Annotated in this window: 19 protein-coding genes and 1 pseudogene; 8 read left to right on the top strand and 12 right to left on the bottom strand. The window is 68.4% G+C overall.

The features are described from left to right. Positions 1 to 30 precede the first annotated feature (30 nt). Both O1R50_RS03100 and O1R50_RS03105 read left to right on the top strand, forming a co-directional pair. Positions 31 to 924, top strand: coding sequence for a serine hydrolase (locus tag O1R50_RS03100; RefSeq protein WP_270108397.1), 894 nt, complete (start codon positions 31 to 33; stop codon positions 922 to 924). A 135-nt stretch (positions 925 to 1,059) separates the two neighbouring features. Beyond that, positions 1,060 to 1,935 carry a hypothetical protein gene (locus tag O1R50_RS03105; protein ID WP_270108398.1) on the top strand — a complete coding sequence of 292 codons (876 nt, stop codon included), beginning with the start codon at positions 1,060 to 1,062 and terminating at the stop codon, positions 1,933 to 1,935. 89 nt (positions 1,936 to 2,024) lie between these two features. Here the strand turns inward: O1R50_RS03105 and ahcY are convergent, their stop codons facing one another. Beyond that, positions 2,025 to 3,473, bottom strand: a complete 1,449-nt coding sequence (gene ahcY / locus O1R50_RS03110) for an adenosylhomocysteinase (protein ID WP_270108400.1) — start codon at positions 3,471 to 3,473, stop codon at positions 2,025 to 2,027. 339 nt (positions 3,474 to 3,812) lie between these two features. On the opposite strand from ahcY, the gene O1R50_RS03115 reads away from it, so the two are divergent. Then, entirely contained in the window at positions 3,813 to 4,841 is a 1,029-nt protein-coding gene (locus tag O1R50_RS03115) for a GNAT family N-acetyltransferase (RefSeq protein ID WP_270108401.1), read from the top strand. A gap of 75 nt (positions 4,842 to 4,916) precedes the next feature. Here the strand turns inward: O1R50_RS03115 and manA are convergent, their stop codons facing one another. The 5 genes from manA to O1R50_RS03140 form a co-directional block, all read right to left on the bottom strand. Next, entirely contained in the window at positions 4,917 to 6,065 is a 1,149-nt protein-coding gene (gene manA, locus O1R50_RS03120; RefSeq protein ID WP_270108402.1) for a mannose-6-phosphate isomerase, class I, read from the bottom strand. Between the two features lie 152 nt (positions 6,066 to 6,217). Next, on the bottom strand, positions 6,218 to 7,411 hold the full coding sequence (locus O1R50_RS03125) for an SIS domain-containing protein (RefSeq protein WP_270108403.1): 1,194 nt from the start codon (positions 7,409 to 7,411) through the stop codon (positions 6,218 to 6,220). 243 nt (positions 7,412 to 7,654) lie between these two features. Continuing rightward, complete coding sequence (locus O1R50_RS03130) at positions 7,655 to 7,828, bottom strand: Trm112 family protein (RefSeq protein ID WP_205326859.1); 174 nt, start codon at positions 7,826 to 7,828, stop codon at positions 7,655 to 7,657. A 3-nt stretch (positions 7,829 to 7,831) separates the two neighbouring features. Continuing rightward, positions 7,832 to 9,211: a phosphomannomutase/phosphoglucomutase gene (locus O1R50_RS03135; RefSeq protein WP_270108404.1), complete on the bottom strand. Its 1,380-nt coding sequence runs from the start codon at positions 9,209 to 9,211 to the stop codon at positions 7,832 to 7,834. 79 nt (positions 9,212 to 9,290) lie between these two features. Further along, the gene (locus O1R50_RS03140) at positions 9,291 to 9,725 is read right to left on the bottom strand and encodes a DUF3499 domain-containing protein (protein WP_270108405.1); all 435 of its coding nucleotides are present in this window, start codon (positions 9,723 to 9,725) and stop codon (positions 9,291 to 9,293) included. Between the two features lie 121 nt (positions 9,726 to 9,846). Here O1R50_RS03140 and O1R50_RS03145 point away from each other — a divergent pair, with 121 nt between their 5' ends. After that, complete coding sequence (locus tag O1R50_RS03145; protein ID WP_270108406.1) at positions 9,847 to 10,278, top strand: metallopeptidase family protein; 432 nt, start codon at positions 9,847 to 9,849, stop codon at positions 10,276 to 10,278. 447 nt (positions 10,279 to 10,725) lie between these two features. Here the strand turns inward: O1R50_RS03145 and O1R50_RS26155 are convergent. From O1R50_RS26155 to O1R50_RS03160, 3 genes and pseudogenes are all read right to left on the bottom strand, one after another. Beyond that, positions 10,726 to 10,977: pseudogene (locus O1R50_RS26155) on the bottom strand (WhiB family transcriptional regulator); the annotation flags it as partial. Between the two features lie 329 nt (positions 10,978 to 11,306). Continuing rightward, positions 11,307 to 11,828, bottom strand: a complete 522-nt coding sequence (locus O1R50_RS03155) for a hypothetical protein (RefSeq protein WP_270108408.1) — start codon at positions 11,826 to 11,828, stop codon at positions 11,307 to 11,309. Between the two features lie 8 nt (positions 11,829 to 11,836). Next, a complete protein-coding gene (locus O1R50_RS03160) occupies positions 11,837 to 12,925 on the bottom strand; it encodes a mannose-1-phosphate guanylyltransferase (RefSeq protein ID WP_270108409.1) in 1,089 nt (362 codons plus the stop codon). 221 nt (positions 12,926 to 13,146) lie between these two features. On the opposite strand from O1R50_RS03160, the gene O1R50_RS03165 reads away from it, so the two are divergent. Both O1R50_RS03165 and O1R50_RS03170 read left to right on the top strand, forming a co-directional pair. After that, entirely contained in the window at positions 13,147 to 15,237 is a 2,091-nt protein-coding gene (locus O1R50_RS03165) for an alpha-galactosidase (RefSeq protein WP_270108410.1), read from the top strand. Between the two features lie 187 nt (positions 15,238 to 15,424). Further along, a complete protein-coding gene (locus O1R50_RS03170) occupies positions 15,425 to 15,853 on the top strand; it encodes a hypothetical protein (RefSeq protein WP_270108411.1) in 429 nt (142 codons plus the stop codon). Positions 15,854 to 15,908: 55 nt separating this feature from the next. Here O1R50_RS03170 and nucS read toward each other — a convergent pair whose 3' ends face one another. Then, entirely contained in the window at positions 15,909 to 16,574 is a 666-nt protein-coding gene (nucS, locus tag O1R50_RS03175) for an endonuclease NucS (protein ID WP_270108412.1), read from the bottom strand. 115 nt (positions 16,575 to 16,689) lie between these two features. On the opposite strand from nucS, the gene O1R50_RS03180 reads away from it, so the two are divergent. Beyond that, the gene (locus O1R50_RS03180; RefSeq protein ID WP_270108413.1) at positions 16,690 to 19,998 is read left to right on the top strand and encodes a DUF4132 domain-containing protein; all 3,309 of its coding nucleotides are present in this window, start codon (positions 16,690 to 16,692) and stop codon (positions 19,996 to 19,998) included. Between the two features lie 36 nt (positions 19,999 to 20,034). After that, positions 20,035 to 20,682 (top strand): hypothetical protein, encoded by a 648-nt coding sequence (locus tag O1R50_RS03185; RefSeq protein WP_270108414.1) that lies wholly within the window; start codon positions 20,035 to 20,037, stop codon positions 20,680 to 20,682. A gap of 352 nt (positions 20,683 to 21,034) precedes the next feature. On the opposite strand, the gene O1R50_RS03190 is transcribed toward O1R50_RS03185, so the two are convergent. Together O1R50_RS03190 and O1R50_RS03195 are read right to left on the bottom strand one after the other, a co-directional pair. Beyond that, complete coding sequence (locus O1R50_RS03190) at positions 21,035 to 21,157, bottom strand: endonuclease NucS domain-containing protein (protein ID WP_270108415.1); 123 nt, start codon at positions 21,155 to 21,157, stop codon at positions 21,035 to 21,037. A gap of 89 nt (positions 21,158 to 21,246) precedes the next feature. After that, a complete protein-coding gene (locus tag O1R50_RS03195; protein WP_270108416.1) occupies positions 21,247 to 22,332 on the bottom strand; it encodes a DUF5937 family protein in 1,086 nt (361 codons plus the stop codon). Positions 22,333 to 22,417 lie beyond the last annotated feature (85 nt).

The following is a 22,417-nucleotide window of genomic DNA, read 5'->3' on the forward strand; positions in this document are numbered from 1 at the left end:
TCGCTTGACCGGTTCCGTACCCTCGCAAGGATGATCCGCAACAGCGAACCAGCCTCCCGACGCCTCACCCCGACCCGCCGCAACCTCCTGCGGATCGGCGTGCCCGCCGCGGCCGTCCTCGTCGGCGGCGGCGCGATAGCCACGGTCGCCGCCAACGCCTCGGAGAACGGGATCGTCTCGCTCTTCGGCCCCTCCCGCGAGGACCTCGAAGCCGACCTCAAGACCCGGATCGACGAATACCTCGCGGGCACCGGCACCGCCGTCGAAGCCTCCGTCGCCATCGAGCGCGGCGACATGCACCTCGACTACAACCCCGAGCAGACCCACATCACCGCCTCCATCGTCAAAGTCGAGATCCTCGCGATGGTCCAGCAGTACTGGGGCTCGGTCGACGCGATCCCCGAGGACCAGCGAGAGCAGTTGCGGCTCATGATCACCGAGTCCGACAACAACTCGACGACCACCCTCTACAACTACCTCGGCGGCGTCGCGGCCCTCGAAGCCGCCCACGAGCGCTACGGCCTCCAGAACACCACCGTCGACGCCCAGGGCCGCTGGGGCGTCGGCTGGTCCAGCGCCCCGGACCAGCTCATCCTCACCGACCTCAACCTCTATGAAGGCGTCCTCACCGAGGAGCAGGTCGACCTCGGCCGCGAACTCATGGGCGCCGTGATCGAAGAGCAGGCCTGGGGCATCTCGGCCGCCGCCGCGGAAGGCGAGACCGTCTGGCTCAAGAACGGCTGGGACGTCGAGTCGCAGCTCGACGGACTCTGGGTCGTCAACTCGATCGGCGTCCTCGGCGGCGACGGCGACGCCCCCGTCAAGCTCGCCGTCCTCACCAGCGGCGCCGTCGACGACGTCGAAGGCATCCCGATCGTGGAGGAGATCGCCAAGATCGCCCGCGACGTCATCGAGACCGAGTAGCGGGTCCCCTGCGGCGCAAGCGAAGTCCACGGGCGTCCGGCCGAGGCCGGGCGCCCCTGGCACGCCCGGGACTCCCGGACGGCAACGGGGGCACCGGCCTCCACGGGACTTGAGTCAGTTTCATACTCTTGCCCAATGACGCAGCACGCCCCCGAACGACGTCCCCCCATGCCCTCCCGCCGCACCCTCCTGCGCGTCGGCATCCCCGCCGCCGTCGCCCTCGCCGGAGGAGCCGCCCTCTACGGCGCGACTGTCGCCTCCGCCGCCGGACCGACGGACGCCGAGCTCTCGACCGAACTCGCCAACCGCATCAAGACCTACTTGGGCACCACGGGAACCCAGACCGTCGCCTCGGTCGCCGTCTCGCGCGGTTCCCGCCTCATCACCGCCAACAAGACCCTGATCCACGACACCGCCTCCATCGTCAAGATGGAGATCCTCCTGATGCTGTTGGAGAAGTACAGCTCGGTGAGCGCGATCCCCGCCGACATCCGGGAGCACGCGCGGCAGATGATCGTCTGGTCCAACAACGACTCCGCCACCAAGGTCTACAACCACGTCGGCGGCTGCAGTGCGCTCTCCGCCGCCCACATCAGGTACGGCCTGCAGTACACGAAGGCCTCCTCCGACTGCCGCTGGGGCCTGACCACCACGAACGCCACCGACCAGCTGAAGATCATGGGCCAGCTGCTCTACAAGGGCCGGCTCACCCAGGCCGAGGTGGACCACGCGCGCTGGCTCATGGGCGGCGTCGCCTCCGTCCAGCGCTGGGGCGTCAGCTCCGCACTGAAGACCGGCGAGAAGGTCTGGATCAAGAACGGCTGGGACTCCCGCTCCTCGCTCGGCGGCCTGTGGGTCGTCAACTCGTGCGGGATCATCACCAAGTCCGGCGTCCCCTCGATCCGGATGGCGATCCTGACCAGCAAGGCCCCCAACGAGTCCAAGGGCGTCTCGATCGTCAAGGAGATCGCCAAGATCTCCCGCTCGGTCATCGACAAGGCCGTGCTCTAGACACGCAGAAGCGGCCCGGACCGAATGGCCCGGGCCGCTCCGCATTGCCTAGTACCGGCTGTGCCGCCGCTACCGTCCCTTCGCTTCGCTCAGTACCGGTAGTGGTCCGGCTTGTAAGGCCCTTCGACCGGCACGCCGATGTAGTCGGCCTGCTTCTTCGACAGCGTCGTCAGCTTGACGCCGAGCGCGTCGAGGTGCAGGCGGGCGACCTCCTCGTCGAGGTGCTTCGGCAGCGTGTAGACGCCGATCGGGTACTGGTCGAGCTTGGTGTGCAGCTCCATCTGGGCGAGCACCTGGTTCGTGAAGCTGTTGCTCATCACGAAGCTCGGGTGCCCGGTCGCGTTGCCCAGATTGAGGAGCCGGCCCTCGCTGAGCACGATGATCGAGTGCCCGTCCGCGAACTGCCACTCGTGGACCTGCGGCTTGACCTCGAGCTTCTTGATCCCCGGCTCGGCGGCGAGGCCGGCCATGTCGATCTCGTTGTCGAAGTGGCCGATGTTGCCCACGATCGCCTGGTGCTTCATCCGGCGCATGTGGTCGATCGTGATGATGTCGCGGTTGCCGGTGGTGGTGATGAAGATGTCGGCGTACTCGACCGCGTCCTCGATGGTCAGCACCTCGTAGCCGTCCATCGCCGCCTGCAGCGCGCAGATCGGGTCGACCTCGGTGACGAGGACGCGCGCGCCCTGGCCGCGCAGCGACTCCGCCGAGCCCTTGCCGACGTCGCCGTAGCCGCAGACGAGTGCGACCTTGCCGCCGATGAGCACGTCGGTGGCGCGGTTGATGCCGTCGACCAGCGAGTGACGCACGCCGTACTTGTTGTCGAACTTCGACTTGGTCACCGAGTCGTTCACGTTGATCGCCGGGAACGGCAGGCGGCCCTCGCGCTCCAGCTCGTAGAGCCGGTGCACGCCGGTGGTGGTCTCCTCGGTCACGCCCTTGACGGCGGCGGCCTTGCGGGAGAAGCGGGTCGGGTCCTCCTTGAGCGAGCGGGCGAGGAGCGCCAGCACGACGCCCTCCTCTTCGCTCTCGGCGGTGGCGAGGTCCGGCACGGCCCCGTCGGCTTCGTACTTGGCGCCGTTGACCACGAGCATCGTGGCGTCGCCGCCGTCGTCGAGGATCAGGTTCGGCTGCTCATCGCCCCAGTCGAGGGCGCGCTCGGTGCACCACCAGTACTCCTCGAGGGTCTCGCCCTTCCAGGCGAACACCGGGACGCCCTGCGGCGCTTCCGGGGTGCCCTCCGGGCCGACCGCGATCGCGGCGGCGGCGTGGTCCTGAGTGGAGAAGATGTTGCACGAGGCCCAGCGGACCTCGGCGCCGAGCGCCGTGAGCGTCTCGATGAGCACCGCGGTCTGAATCGTCATGTGTAGGGACCCGGTGATGCGGGCACCCTCCAACGGGCGGGACGCGCCGTAACGCTCGCGCAGGGCCATCAGGCCGGGCATCTCGTGTTCGGCAAGGCGGATCTCGTGGCGGCCGAAGTCGGCCAGCTTGAGGTCGGCGACCTTGTAGTCGTCGGCACGCAGCGTGTTCGTCATGGCAGAAATGCTACGCGCCGCCCCTCGAAGACCTGAACAACGCCACTGCCGGGGCAGCGTGGAGCACTGAGGCGGGCGCCACGGAAAAAATTTTCCGGCAACGCGTGTTTCGGCTTGACACTGCTGAGTCTGTGGGTAATATTGCAGATACGCAGCGTCACGGAGATGCGGAGGGCCCACAGGGTCCGGAACCATCACCGAGACGCCGGGGAATACCAAACCGGGGGGAGTGCCGGGCGGTCTGGGGTGGCCGCCCGGCACATTTTTGCGCGCTGAACGCGATGCATCCTCATTTATTCGCTTGCACCCCATCCCGTGATGCGAGACGGTACGGGGGCCATGAGTGACATTGAGATTCTCCCGATCGATCCCCTCGACACCGACCTCGTCGAGGCGTGGATCGCCATGCAGAACGTCGTCATCGAGCACGACCGGCCCGGCGACGCCCCTTACAGCCCCGCTCACCAGCGGCTCCGTCTGCTCCTCCATCCGTCCGCCGTCAACGTCGAGCGCTACGCGGCCCGCGTCGACGGAGTGATCGTCGGCGCCTTCGAACTCGTCCTCTTCCTCAAGGACAACCAGCACCTGGCGAGCTTCGAGCTCGAGGTCCACCCCGACCACCGCCGCCGCGGCGTCGGCTCCCGCATGCTCGAATCCCTCGAGCAGCGCGTCGCCGAACTCGGCCGCGACACGCTCCTGTCCGGCGTCGCCGAAACCGTCGAAGACGCGCCGGAGATGGACCACGCGGGCCGCGAATTCGCCAAGGCCCGCGGCTACGCCGCCGTCGACAACGAGATCCACCGCCGCAACGACCTCTTCGCCGTGAACGACGACGACCTCGCGAAGCTCTACGCCGACGCCTGGGCCAAGGCCGCCGGGTACGAGCTCGTGCAGTGGGTCAACCACGCCCCCGAGGACATCGTCGAGGGCATCGCCGCGATGCGCGCCCGCATGTACACCGACCCGCCCATGGGCGAGGAGCTGGACATCCGACCGGCCGTCTTCGACGTCGAGCGGGTCCGCGACGAGGAGCGCGTGCGCGCCGACCGCGGCGAACTCCAACTCGCCGCCGCCGTCAGGCACGTCGAGTCCGGCGAAGTCGCCGGGATGACCGACATCCTCGTCTACCCGGGCAGCGAACTCCATGCGGGCCAGAACGACACGATCGTCGACCCGGCCCACCGCGGCAAGCGGCTCGGCACGATCCTCAAGATCGCCAACCAGCGCCTGCTGCGCGAGTACCGGCCGAGGCTCCGGTACGTGCACACCTGGAACGCCGAGGTCAACAGCCACATGATCGCCATCAACGAGGCCGTCGGCTACCGCCGCTTCTGCCGCGACATCGACGTCCAGAAGAAGCTCGCCTAGTACGCGAAGTTCCCGCGTTGCACAAGGGAAACGGCCCCGCACTCGAGTGCGGGGCCGTCATTCGCTCTGGGGGCGTTACGCGCTGGCGATGAACAGCTCGCCCTCGCCGCTCGCCGTGATCGGGCCGGCAGCGCCCGCCGAGAAGGCCGCGCGGCCGGGGGAGAGGGCGACCTCGCCCTGGTCGTCGGCGACGGTGACGCTCCCGCCCGTGCTCAGGCAGATCCGCGGGCCGTCGATGTCGATGCGGACCGGCTCGCCGGTGAGCTCGACCCGGCGCAGCGCGAAGTCCTCGATCGGGACCGGCCACGAGCGCACCGGCCCGGCGTCCTCGATGAGGGCGCGCGGCTCGTCGATCGCGTTGAAGTCCAAGACCCGCAGCAGTTCCGGCACGTCGACGCGCTTGTTCGTGAGGCCGCCGCGCAGCACGTTGTCGCTGGCGGCCATGATCTCGACGCCGAAGCCCTTGAGGTACGCGTGCAGGTTCCCCGCGGGCATGTACACGCCCTCGCCGGGCTGCAGCGTGATGTGGTTGAGCAGCAGGCTCACCAGGACGCCCGGGTCGTCGGGGTAGGAGCGGGCCAGGTTCACCAGGTCCGCCGCATCGGCGGTCCCGAGTTCGGCGGCCGCTTTCGCGGCGGCGTCGATGATGCCGCGGCACTCCTCGCGGCCGAGGCCGAGCAGGTCCGGCACGGCCCGGCGCAGCCCGGCCTTCGGGTCGCGCAGCGTGGCGACCAGCGATTCGAGCTCGGAGACGCCGAGCGCCTCGATGTCCGCGGCGGCCGCGAGCGGGTCGCGGAAGCCGCACATCGCGCGGAACTCGGTGAGCGCCACCAGGAGTTCGGGCTTGTGGTTGTCGTCGACGTAGTTGCGGTAGGCCATGTCGATGCCGATGCGCATCTCCCGCTGGTGGCCCGAGTTGGCCTGGCGCAGGTTCGGGTGCGCCTGGAGCGACAGGGGCTTCCCGGCGGCGAGCAGCTTCAGCAGGAACGGCAGCTTCGGGCCGAAGCGGTCGAGGACGCGCCGGCCGAGCATCTCGGCGGGGGCCGAGGCGATGGCGTCGTCGAGGGGCCGTCCGTCGTGGAGCGTCGATGGGGCGCTGTGGTGGGCCCCGAGCCATTCCTCGGCTTCGGGGAGGTCGGCAGGCACCTCCCGGCCTTGCAACTGGGCGATGTCGACTTGCGATCCCCACGCGTAGTTGCGGATGACACCGTAGAGCCCCTGCACCGCCGCTCCTCACTGTTCGGGTTGAAGGCCTCAACTCTAACGGTTCGGCCCGCGCGGCTCGCGGCCCCGGCCCGTCTGAGCGCGGGACGCCGAAGGCCGCGGACGACGACGCCGTCCGCGGCCTTGAAAGCATTGCCGCCCTTGCGGTTGAGCTAATCCGAACCGAGGGTGGCGTCCTTCATCTCGGAGACGGCCGGGACGCGCATCGGGTCGAGGCCGTGGGCGAGCGCCAGGTACACCGACGCGAAGTCGGGGACGGCGATCAGCGAGGCGAGCCGCTCGAGCGCGCATCCGCCCTCGGCGGGGAGCACGTCGCAGCGGATGCCGCGGCGGGAGGCCAGGTCGGCGACGGCGTCGGCGCGCCGCACGTCCGGCTTCGGGCCGGTCTCGTCGCCGTCGAGGCCGTCGTCGCGCATGAGCACGATCCGCAGTCGCGTCAGCTCGTCGTCCTCGGGGTCGGCGAAGATGTCCGTCTGGCCTTCCGCGAGCGAGCCGAACACGCCGTCGAGGAGGCCGACGCGGCCGCGCCCGACCTCGCCGAGCTCGCCGGAGACCACCGGGTAGCGGGAGTTGGCGGCGAGCATGTCGCCGAAGCGCCGGGCGGCCACGCCCGCGAGCGGGCTCGAGCCCCACACCACGGGAATCGACCCGGCCAGGTTCATGGCGAGTTCCTTCGCCGGGTTGACGTACGCGTCGGCGTCGGGGCGGCAGCGCTCGGCGTCCTCGTCGAGCCGCCTGGCGGTCTCGGCGATGTCGGCCTCCACCAGGTTCACGAGCCCGAGTTCCCTGGCGGCCATGAGGACCGGGACAGTAAGCGCCCACAGGCTGAGGCGCGCCGGGGCGCGCCGGGGCACGGCCACGAACGGGGCGCGGGCGCGCTCGGCGAGGGCCTGCAGCTCCGAGTCCGGGGCGCCGATGGCGACCAGGCGCGCGCCGCGGCGTCCGGCCGCCTCGGCGGCGGCGAGCGCCTCCGGGCTGCGTCCCGAGGCGGACACGGCGATGACGACGTCGGCCGCGCCCACCCAGCCGGGGACGCCGGCCGAGCGGTGCCCGAGGATCGGGACGGGGCAGCGGGGCCCGGCCACGGTGGCGAGGATGTCGCCGGTGCGCGCGGCGGTGCCGACGCCCGCGACGACGACCGCCCGGGGGCGGCCCTCCTCGGCGAGCGCGCCGAGTCCGGCGTCGGCGGCGAGCGCCGCCGACTCGCGGAGCTGCGGTCCGGCCGAGGCGAGCGCCCACAGCGCGCCGCCGGGCCGGATCGACTCGCTCAGGTCGCCTTCGATGCGGCGCTCGTCGGGGAGCCGATCGCCGGTGATGCCGGCGAGGCCGTCGTCCTCAAGACCCATGCTGTACTCCTCCTTGGCCGTGCGGCCTCGACGGTTCACTTCATTGCCGGGCTGTTCAAATCTACGGGTCGCAAGCGTCGCCGAGGGGACAAGCCTACGGCTCGCAGGCGTCGCCGAGGGGACAAGCCTACGGCTCGCAGGCGTCGCCCAGAGGACCTCCGGGCGGTTCGCCGGCGTTGCCGCACTGCCGAAGTGCGGCCCGCCCGCGAGGTGCCCTGCCCGGCCCGGGGCCGGGCGGTGCGGCTATTCCGGGCCGTCGAGGAGCATCACGGGGATGCCGTCCTCGACCCGGAAGACCTTGGCGCACTCCGAGCAGGTGAGCGCGTTCGCCTCGCGGTCGTACGAGAGCGGGGCGTGATGGGGCTCAGGGCAGCGCAGCAGTTCGAGGAGCACTGGCTTGGGCGCGGTGGCGGGCATGGGCTAGTTCCTTACGGTGCGGAGGATGTCGTCCCGCAGCAGCTCCATGGACGCCTGGTCGGGGCCCTCGGCGTTGAGGCGCAGCAGCGGTTCGGTGTTGGACGGGCGCAGGTTGGCCCACGAGCCGTCTTCGAGCGTGATCGTGAGGCCGTCGAGGCGGTCGGTCTCGACCCCTTGGCGGGCAGCGTACTGCGCGGCGACCTCTTCGATCTTCGCGTGAGGGTCGTCGACCTTCGAGTTGATCTCGCCGGAGGGCACGTAGCGGACGAACTCGTTCGCGAGGTCCGAGGCGCTGCGGTCGCTCTCGCCGACTGCTGCGAGGACGTGCATCGCGGCGAGCATCCCGGTGTCGGCGAACCAGAAGTCGCGGAAGTAGTAGTGCGCGGAGTGCTCGCCGCCGAAGACGGCGTTCTCATCGCCCATGACGGACTTGATATAGGAATGGCCGACGCGGGTGCGCAGCGGGCGGCCGCCGTGCTCGGCGATGATCTCGGGGACGGCCTTCGAGGTGATCAGGTTGTGGCACACCGCGGAACCGGGGTGCTTGGCGAGTTCGCGGGTGGCGATGAGCGCGGTGATCGCGGACGGGGTGACGGGCTCGCCGTCGGCGTCCACGACGAAGCAGCGGTCGGCGTCGCCGTCGAAGGCCAGGCCCAGGTCGGCGCCGACCTCCTTCACGCGGGCCTGCAGGTCGACGATGTTCGCCGGCTCCAGCGGGTTCGCCTCGTGGTTGGGGAAGGTGCCGTCGAGCTCGAAGTACATCGGCACGATCTCGAGCGGGAGCCCGGCGAGGATCTCATCTCCGAGGACGGCCGGGACGGTGTGGCCGCCCATGCCGTTGCCGGCGTCCACGACGATCTTGAGCGGGCGGATCGCGGAGAGGTCCACGAGTTCGCGCAAGTACGCGGCGTAGGAGGCGAGGAAGCCCTCGCTCGTGACCGTCCCCGGAGCGTCGGCCTCGGGTGCCGGTTCGCCGTCGAGGATCGCCTGCGCCTTGTCGCGGATGTCGGCCAGACCGGTGTCGAGGCCGATCGGGCGGGCCGCGGGCAGGCACAGCTTCAGGCCGTTGTATTCGGCGGGGTTGTGGCTGGCGGTGAACATCGCGCCGGCGACGTTGCGCTGGCCTGCGATGAAGTAGATCATGTCGGTCGAGCAGAGCCCGGCCTCGATGACGTCCGCGCCCGCGCGGGTCGCGCCGCGCGCGAAGGCCTCGGCGAAGCCGGGGCCGGAGTCGCGCATGTCGTGCCCGACCGCCCAGGTCCTCTCACCGGTGACGGCCACTGCGGCCGCGCCGATGGCCTCCATGACCTCGGGTGTGAGCTGCGAACCGACAAGTCCGCGCACGTCGTAGGCCTTCACGAAATCGCTGAGCTTAGGAGCCACTCAGATGCCGCCTTTCCGGTGTTGCGGGTCCGGTCGGGGAGCGTCTGGCAGCACCGCTAGAGGCCACCCCGTGACGAGACTAGCGCTGTAGGTCCTCGTCGCCGGACACCACCCGGAGGTGACGCCTGGCACCGATCTGGGGCGCGGCGGGGCGGAGCCCTTGGCGCTGAGACGCATCGGTCCCGTCGTATCGGCCGCCGGCCATCGGGGGCGCTTCGGGCGGCTCGAGCTCGGGCCTTTCGCCCACGGCGGCTTCCCGTACGGCGTTGGCCAGTGCGACCAGGTCGTCGTCGGTGGGCATGGGCACCGTGTAATCGCCTTGATGGCGGACCAGTTCCCAACCATGGGGCACGGTGAGGCGCCGGGCATGCGCATCACACAGGTCATAGCTGTGGGGTTCCCGCGTCGTCGAGAGCGGGCCGACCACAGCCGTCGAATCCGAGTAGATATATGTCAAAGTGGCCACCGCAGGCTGGCGGCAGCCGTTCCGGGAGCAACGCCGATCCGACCTCACACCACGAAACTACCACTCGCGGTGGCGAAGTCAGCGACGCTGAACTGTGGTCCCATGCGGAATTGTCCGGATCGCGATCGCGGGGACCGAAATCGTCGGGCGCGAACGCTATGGTTTCCCCATGCGCAGAGATCGACACGGACGGGGGATGCGGGGGCCGCTGGCGCCTCGCGCCCTGCCGCTGCGGCACACGCCCGTCGAGCAGTTCGACGCGCTGGTGATGGATTCGGTGGTCGAGATCGAGCGCCGTCTCGCGGAGTCGCTGGGCGCGAAGTTCACCGATCTGCGGCACATCGAGTTCGCCGTAGACGAAGTGCCGCCGGAATCCCAGAACTACGACGCCGACATCGTGGAGGACCGGGGGGTGCCGCTCTCGAAGCTGTACCCGGCGCAGCCGGGCACGGTCGCGGCCTCACCTCGGATTGTGCTGTACCGCAGACCGATCGAGCTGCGGGCCGAGGGCAAGGCCGAGATGGAGGGACTGGTGCGCTCGGTGCTCGCCGAGCAGCTCGCGTCCCTGCTGAACCTGCCGCCAGAGGATCTGGAGTTCTGAGCCGGGTTCGCTTCTTGTTCGAAGCATGTGGTGTCGTACCAATGGCTTAGGGTTAGATCAAGGGGTCCCCCGGCGGGACAAATCAGGAATATCCCGTTTCATGTTCGGCAGTTCGGCACTGGCCTTGATGTCGGCGCGGGGGCGGGACTTCGACGTCCCGCCCCCGCCGCTCGCTCGCAGGGATGCACTTCGCTACGCGGCGACCGGAATGCGCTCCTGCGCGACCGGCTCCTCCACGAGTTCGCCGATCGGAGCGGGCAGGCGGGCGCCGACCAGCTCCTCCAGCAGGCCCACCTGGCCGCCGATGCCGCCTCCGACCAGGACGGGTTCGACGTGGCGCTGCTCTGCCGCGAAGACGACCTCCGAAGTCAGCGCGGGATTGATCATCGGGCTCGGGAAACACACCACCACCGGCAGGCGCTCGGTGCGCCGCCGTGCCGCTTCGCGCGCCTGGCGCTTGATCTTGCGGCGCTCCCGTTCGGATAGCCCGCCCCAGATGCCGAAGCGCTCATCGTGGTCGAGTGCGTACTGCAGACAGTTCTCTTTGACCTCGCACCTCGCGCAGATGCGTTTCGCATCCCGCGTGGATCCCCCTTTTTCGGGGAAGAACGCCTCCGGATCGGTCTGCGCGCACAATGCGCGAGCCTGCCACTCCGGAACGTTACCCAACAGGTCGGCCAAGTAGTCACGGCCGTCCATATACGTCCGCCTCCTCGTTCGCGCACCGGCAGAACCGGTGCTCCCCCCTTGCAATCACTTGCGCTGCACCGGATGCGGATGGCCGGCTGGACGCGTCCCCTCCCCTGAAAACGCGTACGGCCGTGCTGCGGACGAGCCGGTCGTCCGCTGTTGCCTGTCCTACATGGTTGTGCTTCTAAAGAAGCCCGGTGCCCGCGGGGCGGCCTGTGGATGAGGCCGCACCGCCATTACTCGTCGCTATGGACGATGAGTGCTCATCGCTATTCGGTCACGGTTCGAGATCAGACGATAGCGCACAGTGAACTGTTTGATGGAAGGACCCCTCAGACTCACGCTTGTGGGGGACTTAACTTGACAGGTTTCGGAGTGGAGGATCGCTCGCGAGTTCCGTTCCATCGCACGAAGACGAGGCCGATGCCGGCCAATGTCAACCACACCGTGTCGAGCAGGAGTCGCTCCACGGCGGCGCGCGTGTCGATGAAGACCTGTCCTTCCTCAGCCAATTGCCTGGCATCGTCGAATCCGTACCGGGCTGCCGACAGTGCCAGCAGTACACCGATAACGAGGTAGGCGACATAAACGAGACGGGTAAGGCGGACTGTCACCCGTCCGGGTCGGGTGTCCGGGGCCAGGAAGGCCGCGAGCGCGGGCAGGACCACCGGGAGGATCGAGAAGAGCGTGCCCCTGGCCTCGTCCGTGAAGCCGATCCCCGCGGCGCGGCGGATCGTGTCGTCGCGCGGATCGAGACCGACCCCGAACAGCCACTGGGACAAGGCGACCGCGATGACGACGACCGCGAGGGCGAGCAGCAGGCCGGCGAGGACCGACCGTTGACGAGACCCGAGCTTCATGGCCGCAATTAGACCAGATCGGTTCGATTGGCCTGCTTGAGTTCCTCGACCAGGCCCTTGACCTCCTGGGCCCTGTCCCTGGGGCACACCAGGAGCGCGTCGGGAGTGTCGACGATGATGAGATCGTCCACGCCCACGGTGGCCACGAGCCGCCCGGCGGCCGGGACGACCACGTTCCGCTTCGACTCGGTCAGGAGCGTCTGGCCGGAGCCGCGCGGCTCGACGATCACGTTGCCCACCTTGTCGTTGGCCTTGAGCACCTGGCCGAGGGTGTTGTAGTCGCCCACGTCGTGCCACTCGAAGTCGCCGGGGACGACGCCGACCTTGCCCGCCGCGGCGGCGGGTTCCATGACGGCGTAGTCGATCGAGATCTTCTCGAGGGTCGGCCACAGCTGCGCGAACAGGGCTTCGCGGCGGTTGGAGTCCCAGGCGGCGGCGAGGGTCCGCACCGCGTCGTGGAGGGCGGGGCGGTGGCGCTGGAGCTCGGCGAGGTAGGCGTCGACGCGCCAGACGAACATGCCGGCGTTCCACAGGTAGTTCCCGGCCGAGACGTACTCGACGGCCGAGACCTGGTCGGGCTTCTCGACGAACGCGCCGAGCTGGTATCCGGGTCCGACCGGCGGGCCGAGCCGCAGGTAGCCGAAACCGGTGTCAGGGCCCGTGGGGGTGATGCCGATGGTCATGAGCAGGCCCGTCGAAGCCAGCTCCATCGCCTTCTGGACGGTCTTGGCGAAGGCCTCGCCGTCGAGCACGAGGTGGTCGGCGGCGAACGAGCCCATGATCGCGGTCGGCTCGCGCTCGGCGATGACGGCCGCGGCGAGGCTGATCGCGGCCGCGGAGTCGCGGGGCGAGGGCTCGACGAGGATGTTGTCGCCGGGGACCTCGGGCAGCTGGCGGGCCACGTCGACGGCATGGGCCGCGCCCGTGACGACGTAGACGTGGTCGGGATCGGACAGCAGCCGGGCGCGCTCGACCGTGGATTGCAGCAACGACGAATCAGTGCCCGTGAGGGGCAGCAGGAACTTGGGTCGTTGCGCGCGAGACAGGGGCCAGAGCCGAGTTCCGGAACCGCCCGCGGGGACCACCGCGTGAAGCATGCCAATAGTCTTGCATGCCGCTCCCACGTGCCCGTTCACCACCTGCGGGGGCCCTTCGGAGTGACGCGGCGGTTGCGCGGGCGTGAAAAACGCGGCAACTCCGGTGCTCCTCACTCTGCAAATTCAGAGCTCGCAGGCTTCGCCCAGAGTGTGATACCGGTTTCTATCCCGAGCGATTCCCGGGGCAGACTGGAGCCGATCGTGATCTTGAGGAGTAACGCATGTCCATCCGCTTCGACGAAGCCGCCCTCACCTGGCATCTCTCCGGGCCCGGCCTTTCCTACGTCGTCGGCCTGCAGGGCGGCCTGCCCCGCCAGCTGCACTGGGGCCCCGCGATACCGGACGAGGCCATCGCCTCGCTCGCGGTCGAGTGGCGCGAGGCGTACTCGTGGGACGACCGGCGCCACACCGGCGCCGAGCTTCTCGGCGAACTCGGGCCCCAGTTCGCGACGCCGTCCCTCCAGCTGCGGCACCCGGACGGCGCCAAGGGCTTCGCATGGAACTACGCCGACCACACTGTTGCAGAAAGCGTTGTCGACGGCGACCACCTGGCGATCCGGTTCACCGACCGGGACCTGGCGCTGACCCTGCACTACCGGCTGTGGGACACCGGTGTGCTCGACCGCTGGGCCTCGCTCGAGGCCGCTCGCCCGGTCGAATTGTCCCGCTTCGACTCCGCCGCGTGGACCCTCCCGCACTGGGGCGACTACCGGCTCTCGCACCTGAGCGGCGAATGGGCCGCCGAATGGCAGCTGCGGCGCGTCCCGCTCCCCGTGGGCGAGACCGCGATCGGCTCGCGCCGGGGCGGCACCAGCCACCAGGCCAACCCCTGGGTCGCCGTCGACGACGGCACCGCCACCGAGACCGCCGGCACCGTCTACTCCGCGAACCTCGCGTGGTCGGGCTCGTGGCGGGTCCTGCTGCGCCGGTCCGCCCAAGGGCGCGTGTCGATCACCGGCGGCGCGGGGCACGAGGGCCTGCGCTGGACCCTCCGCGAGGGCGAGACCTGGACGACCCCCGCCTACTCCGGGCTGTTCACCGCCGAAGGCTTCGGCGGGGCCTCCCGCGCCTGGCACGAGCACCTGCGGCGCCACGTCATGCCCACCCCCGAGGAGGACGCGCCGGTCCTGTTCAACTCCTGGGAGGCCGTGTTCTTCGACGTCGCCGAGGAGAAGCAGCTGCCGCTCGTGGAGCTCGCCGCGCGCATCGGCTGCGAGCAGTTCGTTGTCGACGACGGCTGGTTCGGCCAGCGCGTGAACGACAACGCCGGCCTCGGCGACTGGCAGCCCAACCCCGACAGGTTCCCGAAGGGCCTCGGGCCGCTGATCGACGCCGTGCACGCGACCGGGATGAAGTTCGGCATCTGGGTCGAACCCGAGATGGTCAACCCCGACTCGGACCTCTACCGCGCCCACCCCGACTGGGTCCTCCACCAGGTCGGGCGCGACCGCACCGAGCTGCGGCAGCAGCTCGTCCTGGACTACGGGCGCCCCGAAGTCGCCGCGTGGGCCTATGCCCGACTCGACGAACTGCTGAGCGGCAACGACATCGACTACGTCAAGTGGGACCACAACCGGCCCTGGACCGAGGTCGGCCGCCCCGACTCGGCCGATCCCGACCGGGCCTGGTTCGAGCACGTCGCAGCCGTGTACGACATCAAGAAGCGCCTGCGCGCCAAGCACCCGAACGTGCGCATCGAGGGCTGCGCGGGCGGCGGCGGCCGCGTCGACCCGGGGATGCTGCGCTACGTCGACCAGGTGTGGACCTCGGACAACACCGACGCGGGCGACCGCGTCACCATCCAGTACGGCTTCGGCCAGGCCTATCCGGCGCGCGCCATGGACACCTGGATCACCGACGAGCCCAGCGGGTTCAACCAGCGCACCACTTCGCTGCGGTTCCGCTTCCACGTCGCCAGCGCGGGCGTGCTCGCGGTGGGCGGCAACCTGACCGAGTGGTCGGAGGCCGAGCTGGAGGAGGCCGCCGAGCATGTGGCGCACTACAAGCGGCTGCGGCCGGTCGTGCAGCACGGCGTGCAGTACCGGCTCGGCGACCCGGAAGCGTCGCCGCTCACGGGGGTGCAGTACGTGCGCGGCGACCAGATCGCGGTGCTGGCGTTCAAGACGCCCTGGCACTGCAACCGGCCCGTGGCGCCGCTGCGGCCTGAGGGGATCGCGGCGGACTCGCGCTGGTTGGACGAGGACACAGGTGAAGTCCACTGGGGAGCGACACTGAACGTGCTCGGCCTGCCACTGCGTTGGGCGAACGCCGACTGGGACTCGGCCATTCTGCGACTGCGCAGAGTCGGGTAGCGGCTTCTCGGGGTAATTGCTATTTGGACGCACACGTTATGTGATTGTCCTGGTCCGAACGGTTGAAGTGAGCAGTATCTCGGGAATGGGCGAGCTGTGCACCCGCTGCCGATTTGCACCATTGCTTTAGAATCCACGCTGTTCCGCCCGAACAAACCGATCGATCGACATCAATAGGAGTTACCCCGTGGCTTACCAGCCCGCCCCGGCCCCCATGCAGCAGCAGTCCGCCCCCGTCAAGCAGGGCAACGGCTTCGGCGTCACCGCGCTCGTGCTCGGCATCGTCGCGATCGCCGGCTTCTGGATCCCGATCCTCAACATTGGCAGCATCATCATCGGCGTCATCGCGCTGATCTTCGCCATCATCGCCCTCGCCAAGGCCGGCTCGCGCGGCGGCAAGGGCAAGGGCACCGGCGGCACCGGCCTGGTCCTCGCCGTGCTCGCGATCGCCGGCTCGATCGTCTGGAACATCGTCATCGTCGACATGCTCAAGGACGGGGCCGACACGATCAAGGAAGAATCGATCAAGGAGTGCGTCGAGACCGGCGAAGGCCTCCTGACCGAGGCGGACTGCGAGGCCGAGTGGGACCGCCTCCAAGGCGAGCTCACCGAGTAGACCTTGAAACAGTAAGGGCCGCAGCGCAATCACGCTGCGGCCCTTACTCGTCGTCTCAGAACAGCCGCGGCTGGCTCTCGTCGATCGCGCCGCGCAGATCGTCGTAGTCGAGGACGACGCAGCGGATGCCGCGGTCCTCGGCCAGGACCCGGGCCTGGGGCTTGATGGCCTGGGCGGCGAAGACGCCGTCGACCGGGGCGAGGAGCGGGTCGCGGTTGAGCAGCTCCAGGTACCGGGTCAACTGCTCGACGCCGTCGATCTCCCCGCGCCGCTTGATCTCGACCGCGACATGCTTCCCGTCGGAGTCGCGGCACATGAGGTCCACCGGCCCGATCGCGGTCGGGTACTCGCGGCGCACGAGCGACCAGCCCTTCCCGAGCGGCGCGGTGTCGGCGGCGAGCAGCTCCTGGAGGTGCGCCTCGACGCCGTCCTTCTGCAGCCCCGGGTCGACGCCCAGCTCATGGCTCGAGTCGTGGAAGACCTCTTCGATCGTGATCTTCAACTGGTCCCCGGTCTTCTTCGAGGTCACGGTCCACTCAGTGGCCCCCTCGACGACCGTGCACGGCGGCGTCATCCAGTTGAGCGGCTTATACGACCCCCCGTCGGCGTGCACCAGCACGCTCCCGTCCGCCTTCCATATTAGCAAACGGGTAGCCATGGGCAAATGGGCGGAAAGCCGACCTGTGTAATCAACCTGGCACCTTGCCACCAACAAACGCATGCAGAAGACCCTACCGGCCGTGCTGCGGCACAGACCGCGCCACGCATCCGTCTGTGCGGCGTGACAGGTCCAGGGTCGCGAACGAGTGTCACACCTGTCTCATAGCCTTACTCCTATGAAGAGAGTGAACCCCTCGACCCCTCGCCAACTTCCCGATGAAAGCCTGCTTGAGCTGCCCAAATCCTGGCAGCAGCACACCTTCGACCGGCCCGGCCGTGGAGCGCCTCGGCCGGTCGAGATCAAGCAAGACGCCCCGGCCGAACTCAACAAACGATTCACACAGAGTGCCCGGTATCTCGAGTACGCGTTCCGTGCGCTCCCTGACCCCTCCCTCGAAGCGCCCATTCGCGCTGGTATCGCTGGAGAACCGGACCCACACGGAGCCGCGCTGGCAGTGAAATTGCTAGATTGGGTGGATGCTTCTAGCGATAACCGGGAGCTTGCCCGGGATGCCTGGATTGCACAGTACGGAATCGGCTTCGCAGTTAAAGCTGCAGTAGAAGCGTTGAGTACCAGCGTTACCTGGCTGCATCCTCAAATCGTCTCTCGGCAGCAGGTCCGAATCGGGCCGATGCGTATCGAGCGCCTGGCAGGGACGCGGGGGGTCGCCAGCTGGATCAGCCCAATCCGGTCGTTGCTCGCTGCGCTTGACTCCTCGGCGTATGCCGAGGCGGTTGCCTCGATCGGTGGTATGCGATCGGATGATGCGAAACGATTCGTCAGCGCCATGCTGTTTCCTGACCAGGAACCTTGGGTCGAGGAAGCTTGTCTGCTCCATGGGTCGAAAGGCCCGTTGAACGTCGGCAAGGATGCCCTGTGGTCCTTCGTGTCGAGGCGGGAACACCTCGAAGTCAGTGGTGCTTCGATGATCGATGCCTATCAGTGCGAAGTGGGAACGGTAGCCCGCCTCGTAGATGCGCTGGGTGTCGAGGCGTTTCCGGTCCTGGTGAAGTCCCTGAATAGCCGGTCGGTCAAGCGTCCCGAGGTAGCACGGGCGATGGTCGACGCCCTCGGCATGCTGCCTTCTGACCCGGCGATCGAATACCTTCTCGAACGCAGTGGCGAAGCGCGGCCGATGGCTGCAGCGCGTGCAGCGGCGAAGCGCTTCCCGGTCCGGACACTGCGGGCGATCGCCTCGGTGTCGGGGGCATCTACCGGCCCTGCCAAGTCCAGGCTCGCTGGAATCTCGCAGTCGAATGCATTGATACAGAAGGCGGTCGCGATGCTCGACGAAGCCGATCGAAAGGAGATCGAGCAGCTCCAGGCAATGTCTGCGGGGGTTCCGGTGGCTGGCAAAGCCACACTGCCAGCGTGCTTCACATCGCCGCCGTGGGCGGCTTACGTGAACCAAGCAGCACCGACTCCGCTCGCTGGACTTTCTGCACCCCCGCTGAATGAACTGCGCTGGAACGAAGGCGAACAGGAGGCCTTCCAGGTCCTCCCAGACGACGAGAACTACCTCGCCCACCAGGGGTTCTGGGAACGTTCGATGCCGGACGGTCCGCGAACCGATCACTTGTGGTTCCCTGAGCTCCTCGCTTACGCCCCCGAGGAGCTGGTCGGATCGGCTCTCGACCAATGGGATGGTCAGGCCCGCTCGGCCTCGGTTTCCACGGTGAAGGCGATTCTTGCCCGGCACTCGGGAGCCGCGATCGACCGTGTCATGCAGAACGTCCGGTCGAAGAAGGACTTCCGTCCGGCAATGCTTCCCATCGTGAACATCGAGGCGGCCAGGACTGCAGCCGACTGCATGACGCGGTCGCAAAGCGACCGCGCCGTCGCATTGGCCTGGCTCGACCGGCATCCCGACGCTGCGGCGGCGCTACTCATCCCGGACGCGCTCGGTGCAGACGCGAAGTTGCGAGGACCTGCTGTCAGAGCGCTGCGGTACCTGGCCCAGCCAAGCCGGGAAGTCCTGGACACCCAGGCGAAGCAGCACGGCGAGCCTGCTGCGGAGGCGGTTCGCGCGCTTATCGAGCCTGATCCGTTCGACCCGAAACTCGACAGCCTTCCGCGTATCGGCACATGGGCTGATCCGCACTCGCTGCCGCAGGTACTGCTCGCGGGCGGTGCTACCGCGTTGCCTGCGGATGCTGTCAAGACGCTGATGCTCGCGCTGGCGATCGATGGACTCGAGGGGCCTTATGGGGGTGTCGACGTGCTCGTTATCGAATGCGATGCGGCTTCACTCACCGCGTTCTCGTGGGCCTTGTACGAGCTGTGGACGGCCGCGGGCTGCCCCTCCAAGGACGTATGGGCCATGACGCAGTTGGCGAGGTTCGCCGATGAGCACACGGTGCGACGCCTCGCCACGCTGATCCGCGACTGGCCCGGACAGGGGCAGAGCGCCAAAGCCGTCAGAGGCGTCGAGGTTCTCGGCGCCACGGGGACCGAGGCTGCGCTCTGGGCGGTGCGGGGGATCGCGGAGGAGACGAAGTTCAAGGCGCTCAAGAAAGCGGCCGCCGATCAGATCGACGCGATCGCGCAGCGGCTCGGCCTCGATCGCGAACAGCTCGCCGACCGTCTCGTCCCAGACTTCGGCCTGGATGCGGATACACCGCCCATCCTCGATTACGGTCCCCGCTCCTTTACCGTCAAGTTCGACGAGCAGCTGCGGCCCTACGTGGTCGAGGACTCGGGGAAACGTCGCGCCAACCTGCCGAAGCCCGGTGCGAAGGACGACCTCGAGCTTGCCCAGCCGGCATATGAGCGATTCACAGCGATGCGCAAGGACCTCAAGAAGGTCGCGGTAGAGCAGGTGCGGCGCCTCGAATCCGCGATGGTCAACGGCCGCACCTGGACCGGCGATGAGTTCCAGACCTACATGGTCGACCATCCGCTGCTGAGGCACCTCACGAGTCGCCTGGTCTGGCGGGCCGACTCTGCTTCAGGACGGACCTCGTTCCGTCTCGCAGAGGACCGCACTTTTGCTGATCTCGAAGACGAGCCGATGGTCCTGATTGAAGATGCCGTCGTCCAACTCGCACACCCGGCCACCTTGGGCGATGAGGTCGAGCAGTGGGCCGCGGTCCTAGCCGACTACGAGATCCTCCAACCGTTCGATCAGCTCGCGCGTCCTGTGCTTGTACTGACCGAGGAAGAGCGGCTGTCCGGGCGGCTGAGTCGATTCGAGGGCCGGGAAGTGGACGGCGGCCCTCTGATGGGACTTCTCAAACGTGGCTGGCAGTACGGGGACCCCGACCCCAGCGGAAGCCGACGGAGCGTCTACTTCGAGTTCCCCGAGGGCGGCTTCATCGCGATGGAGACCGAGCCGTCGTTCTACCCGTCCTACCGCCCGGACGAGAACCTCACGCTGGATCACGTCGAACTGGCGTTGTCTGATCCGAACCAAGCGGTCGACCTTGTGTTGCTCTCGGAAGCGCTCGCCGCAATCGCCAAGATCGCTCGAACCCCACAGACGTAACGCAAGCGACCTGAGAGATTCTGGAGCCTTCTGCTGATGGATGTTCGACCTGACGATGCGGTGCTCGGCCGGCTGACTCCGAGCGCTCGCAGGTTCGTCTGCTCGCACGGTGTGCGGACGAAGCCCCGGCGACTGGACCAATATCGGGAGGCCTGGCTCGGTCACGGTATTCCGGCCGAAGCGGTCGATCGGGCCGTCGAATTCCAGAGTCTCTGGGGCGGCCTCGTTCTGCCACCAGGTCCGTTCTACGACGGCGGACCCAAGTACTTCGACGTCGGCGGCTTTGAGTGCTCTGAGTCCGGCGAGTGGCTGTTCGAGGTCGGGCCTTCGAGGACCGCGGTGCCATATGGGTACATGATCGGTCCCGACGGGGCGTTCGGGATTGCCGCTTCTCAGTGGGTGCCGCTGCACCGAACGATCGAGGGCTGGATCGAATCGCTCTCCTGGGCGCATGACGCTTTCACGTACACCGAACAGGTCACCCGCTATACCAACGCCCGTGTGGAGACCGATCTCGAACCTGTCGAGGTGGTCGGGGGCATCACCGACCGCTGGTGGCGGGGGGACGGCGTGCTTGTCGCCTGCTGCTCGGGTGAGGCCGAGGCGTTTGACGCCCCGCAATCGCGTGTGGCGCTGCGGTTCACGGGTCGCCTCGATTGGCTTGCGGACCGCGGTGTGCGGTGAGCCGCAACGCCCCGGCACTCCGCCTTGCAACGCTGAAGGCCGCTCAGTCGAAGGGCGTCCCGTACGGGCCCGTGTGCTTCACCTCTGAGGTGTCGGCGTGCATATTTAGGTGCGTGGGGAAGCACCTGCCGATAGGGTCTTCATGTTCAGCGGGAGAAGCCTTCTTGCGGGTCCAATCGTTTTGAAGGTGGTCGTGGTGTCGGACAAGTGGAAACAGGTCGGCGGCGATGAAGCGCAATGGCTGGCCGAGCGTGACCCTGGGGCGATTACCGGGTTCGATCTCGACAGGTCTGGGCCTGAAGGGCTTTGGATCTTGAACGCGATGTATGAGACCTCGCCTTCGCGCATCATCTCAGGCCGGAATGTCGGCCGCGGTCCCGTCGGCCTTCCAAATGATCAGCCGGGTCGCCATGGGCAGATGGGCTGCGAGCTGCCCCGTGTGATCGACCTGGCACCGTGCCACCAGCAAACGCATGCCCAGCACCCTACCCGTGAGGATTCGACGCGCGGGAATGACGGGGTTGGACCGATGGGCTGCTGGTTTGCTACCGCTCAGGGGGCCGCTCACCGGAGTACGGCCTCTAGGACGTCGTGGCCCAGTGCTGTCAGGTCGGGGAGGTTGAGGGTGTAGCGGACGTAGCGGCCGTGTCGCTGGGCGGTGAGGAGGCCTGCGCGGCGCAGGTGGGCGAGGTGCCGGGAGACTTCGGGGGGCGAGAGTTCCCAGGCGTGGGCGAGTTCGCCGGTGGTGTGTGGGCCCCGGGCGAGGGTGCGGAGCAGGCGCAGGCGTACCGGATGGGCGAGCGCCTCTAGTCGGAGCGTGACGGTTTCCAGCGATACCGGCTCCGACGGATTCGGCTCGGCCACGGGGTACTGCACCACCGGTTGCCACCCGGGCGCGGTGATCACGACCAGGTGCGGGCGGCCGAAGACGCTGGGGAGGAAGGTGACTCCGGTGCCGTTGGCGGTGATCGCCTTGTCCTGCAGCTTGTCGACGATGATGCGGTCGCCTCCCGGTGACAGGGAGACGGCACTGGAGACCGATGCGAGCGCCGCCCCGATTCCCTGGCGTTGGAGCAGGTGGTGCTTCAGGCGGAGATCGGTGGCGAGTGGTACCGCCGCGTTCGCCCACGCGTCGTCGAAGAAGGCCTCGGCGCACTGTTCGAGGGTCTGCCGGACCCGCGCCCTCACGGCCGCGGGGTCCGCGAGCAGCCGTTCCGCGAACGCTTCCTGGAGCGCGCCGCGGGCCTGGGCGAGGTCGAGGGCGCGGTCTCGCGCGTCGGCATCGGTGAGCGGTGACGGCGCGCCGAAGTGGACCCGGTTGTTGCCGCACGTGGTGGTGAGTGCGGCGCTCACATAGGTTTCGTCCTCGATGCGGTCGACATCGTCCAGCTCCTCGGCGAGGGTGAGTCGAGGACGGGAGGGGACCAGGAATCCGGCTCGTGAAGAGCGCCAGAGGAACTCCGCCTCCCGCAGCCGCTCGGCCAGCTCCGGCCGCAGTCCTGCCCAGACGTCCCCGGCCCATGCGGCGAGCTGCGGGTGATGCGCGGGTTCGGCCAGGACGTGCAGCATCGCGGTCAGCTCGGCCAGCGGAGAGGCGGCGAACCGCAGCCGCTCGGACGGCACACTGCTGATGTCGATCCTCAACGTCATCCGCTCATCTTCACCGACCGGGCGGGCGGCGACCGCGTCGGTTGACGAAGTCCGTCAACCGACGCCGACTGCGCGGGGGCCGACC

The sequence above is a fragment of the Glycomyces luteolus genome (assembly GCF_027622875.1).
Taxonomy (GTDB): Bacteria; Actinomycetota; Actinomycetes; order Mycobacteriales; family Micromonosporaceae; genus Glycomyces; species Glycomyces luteolus.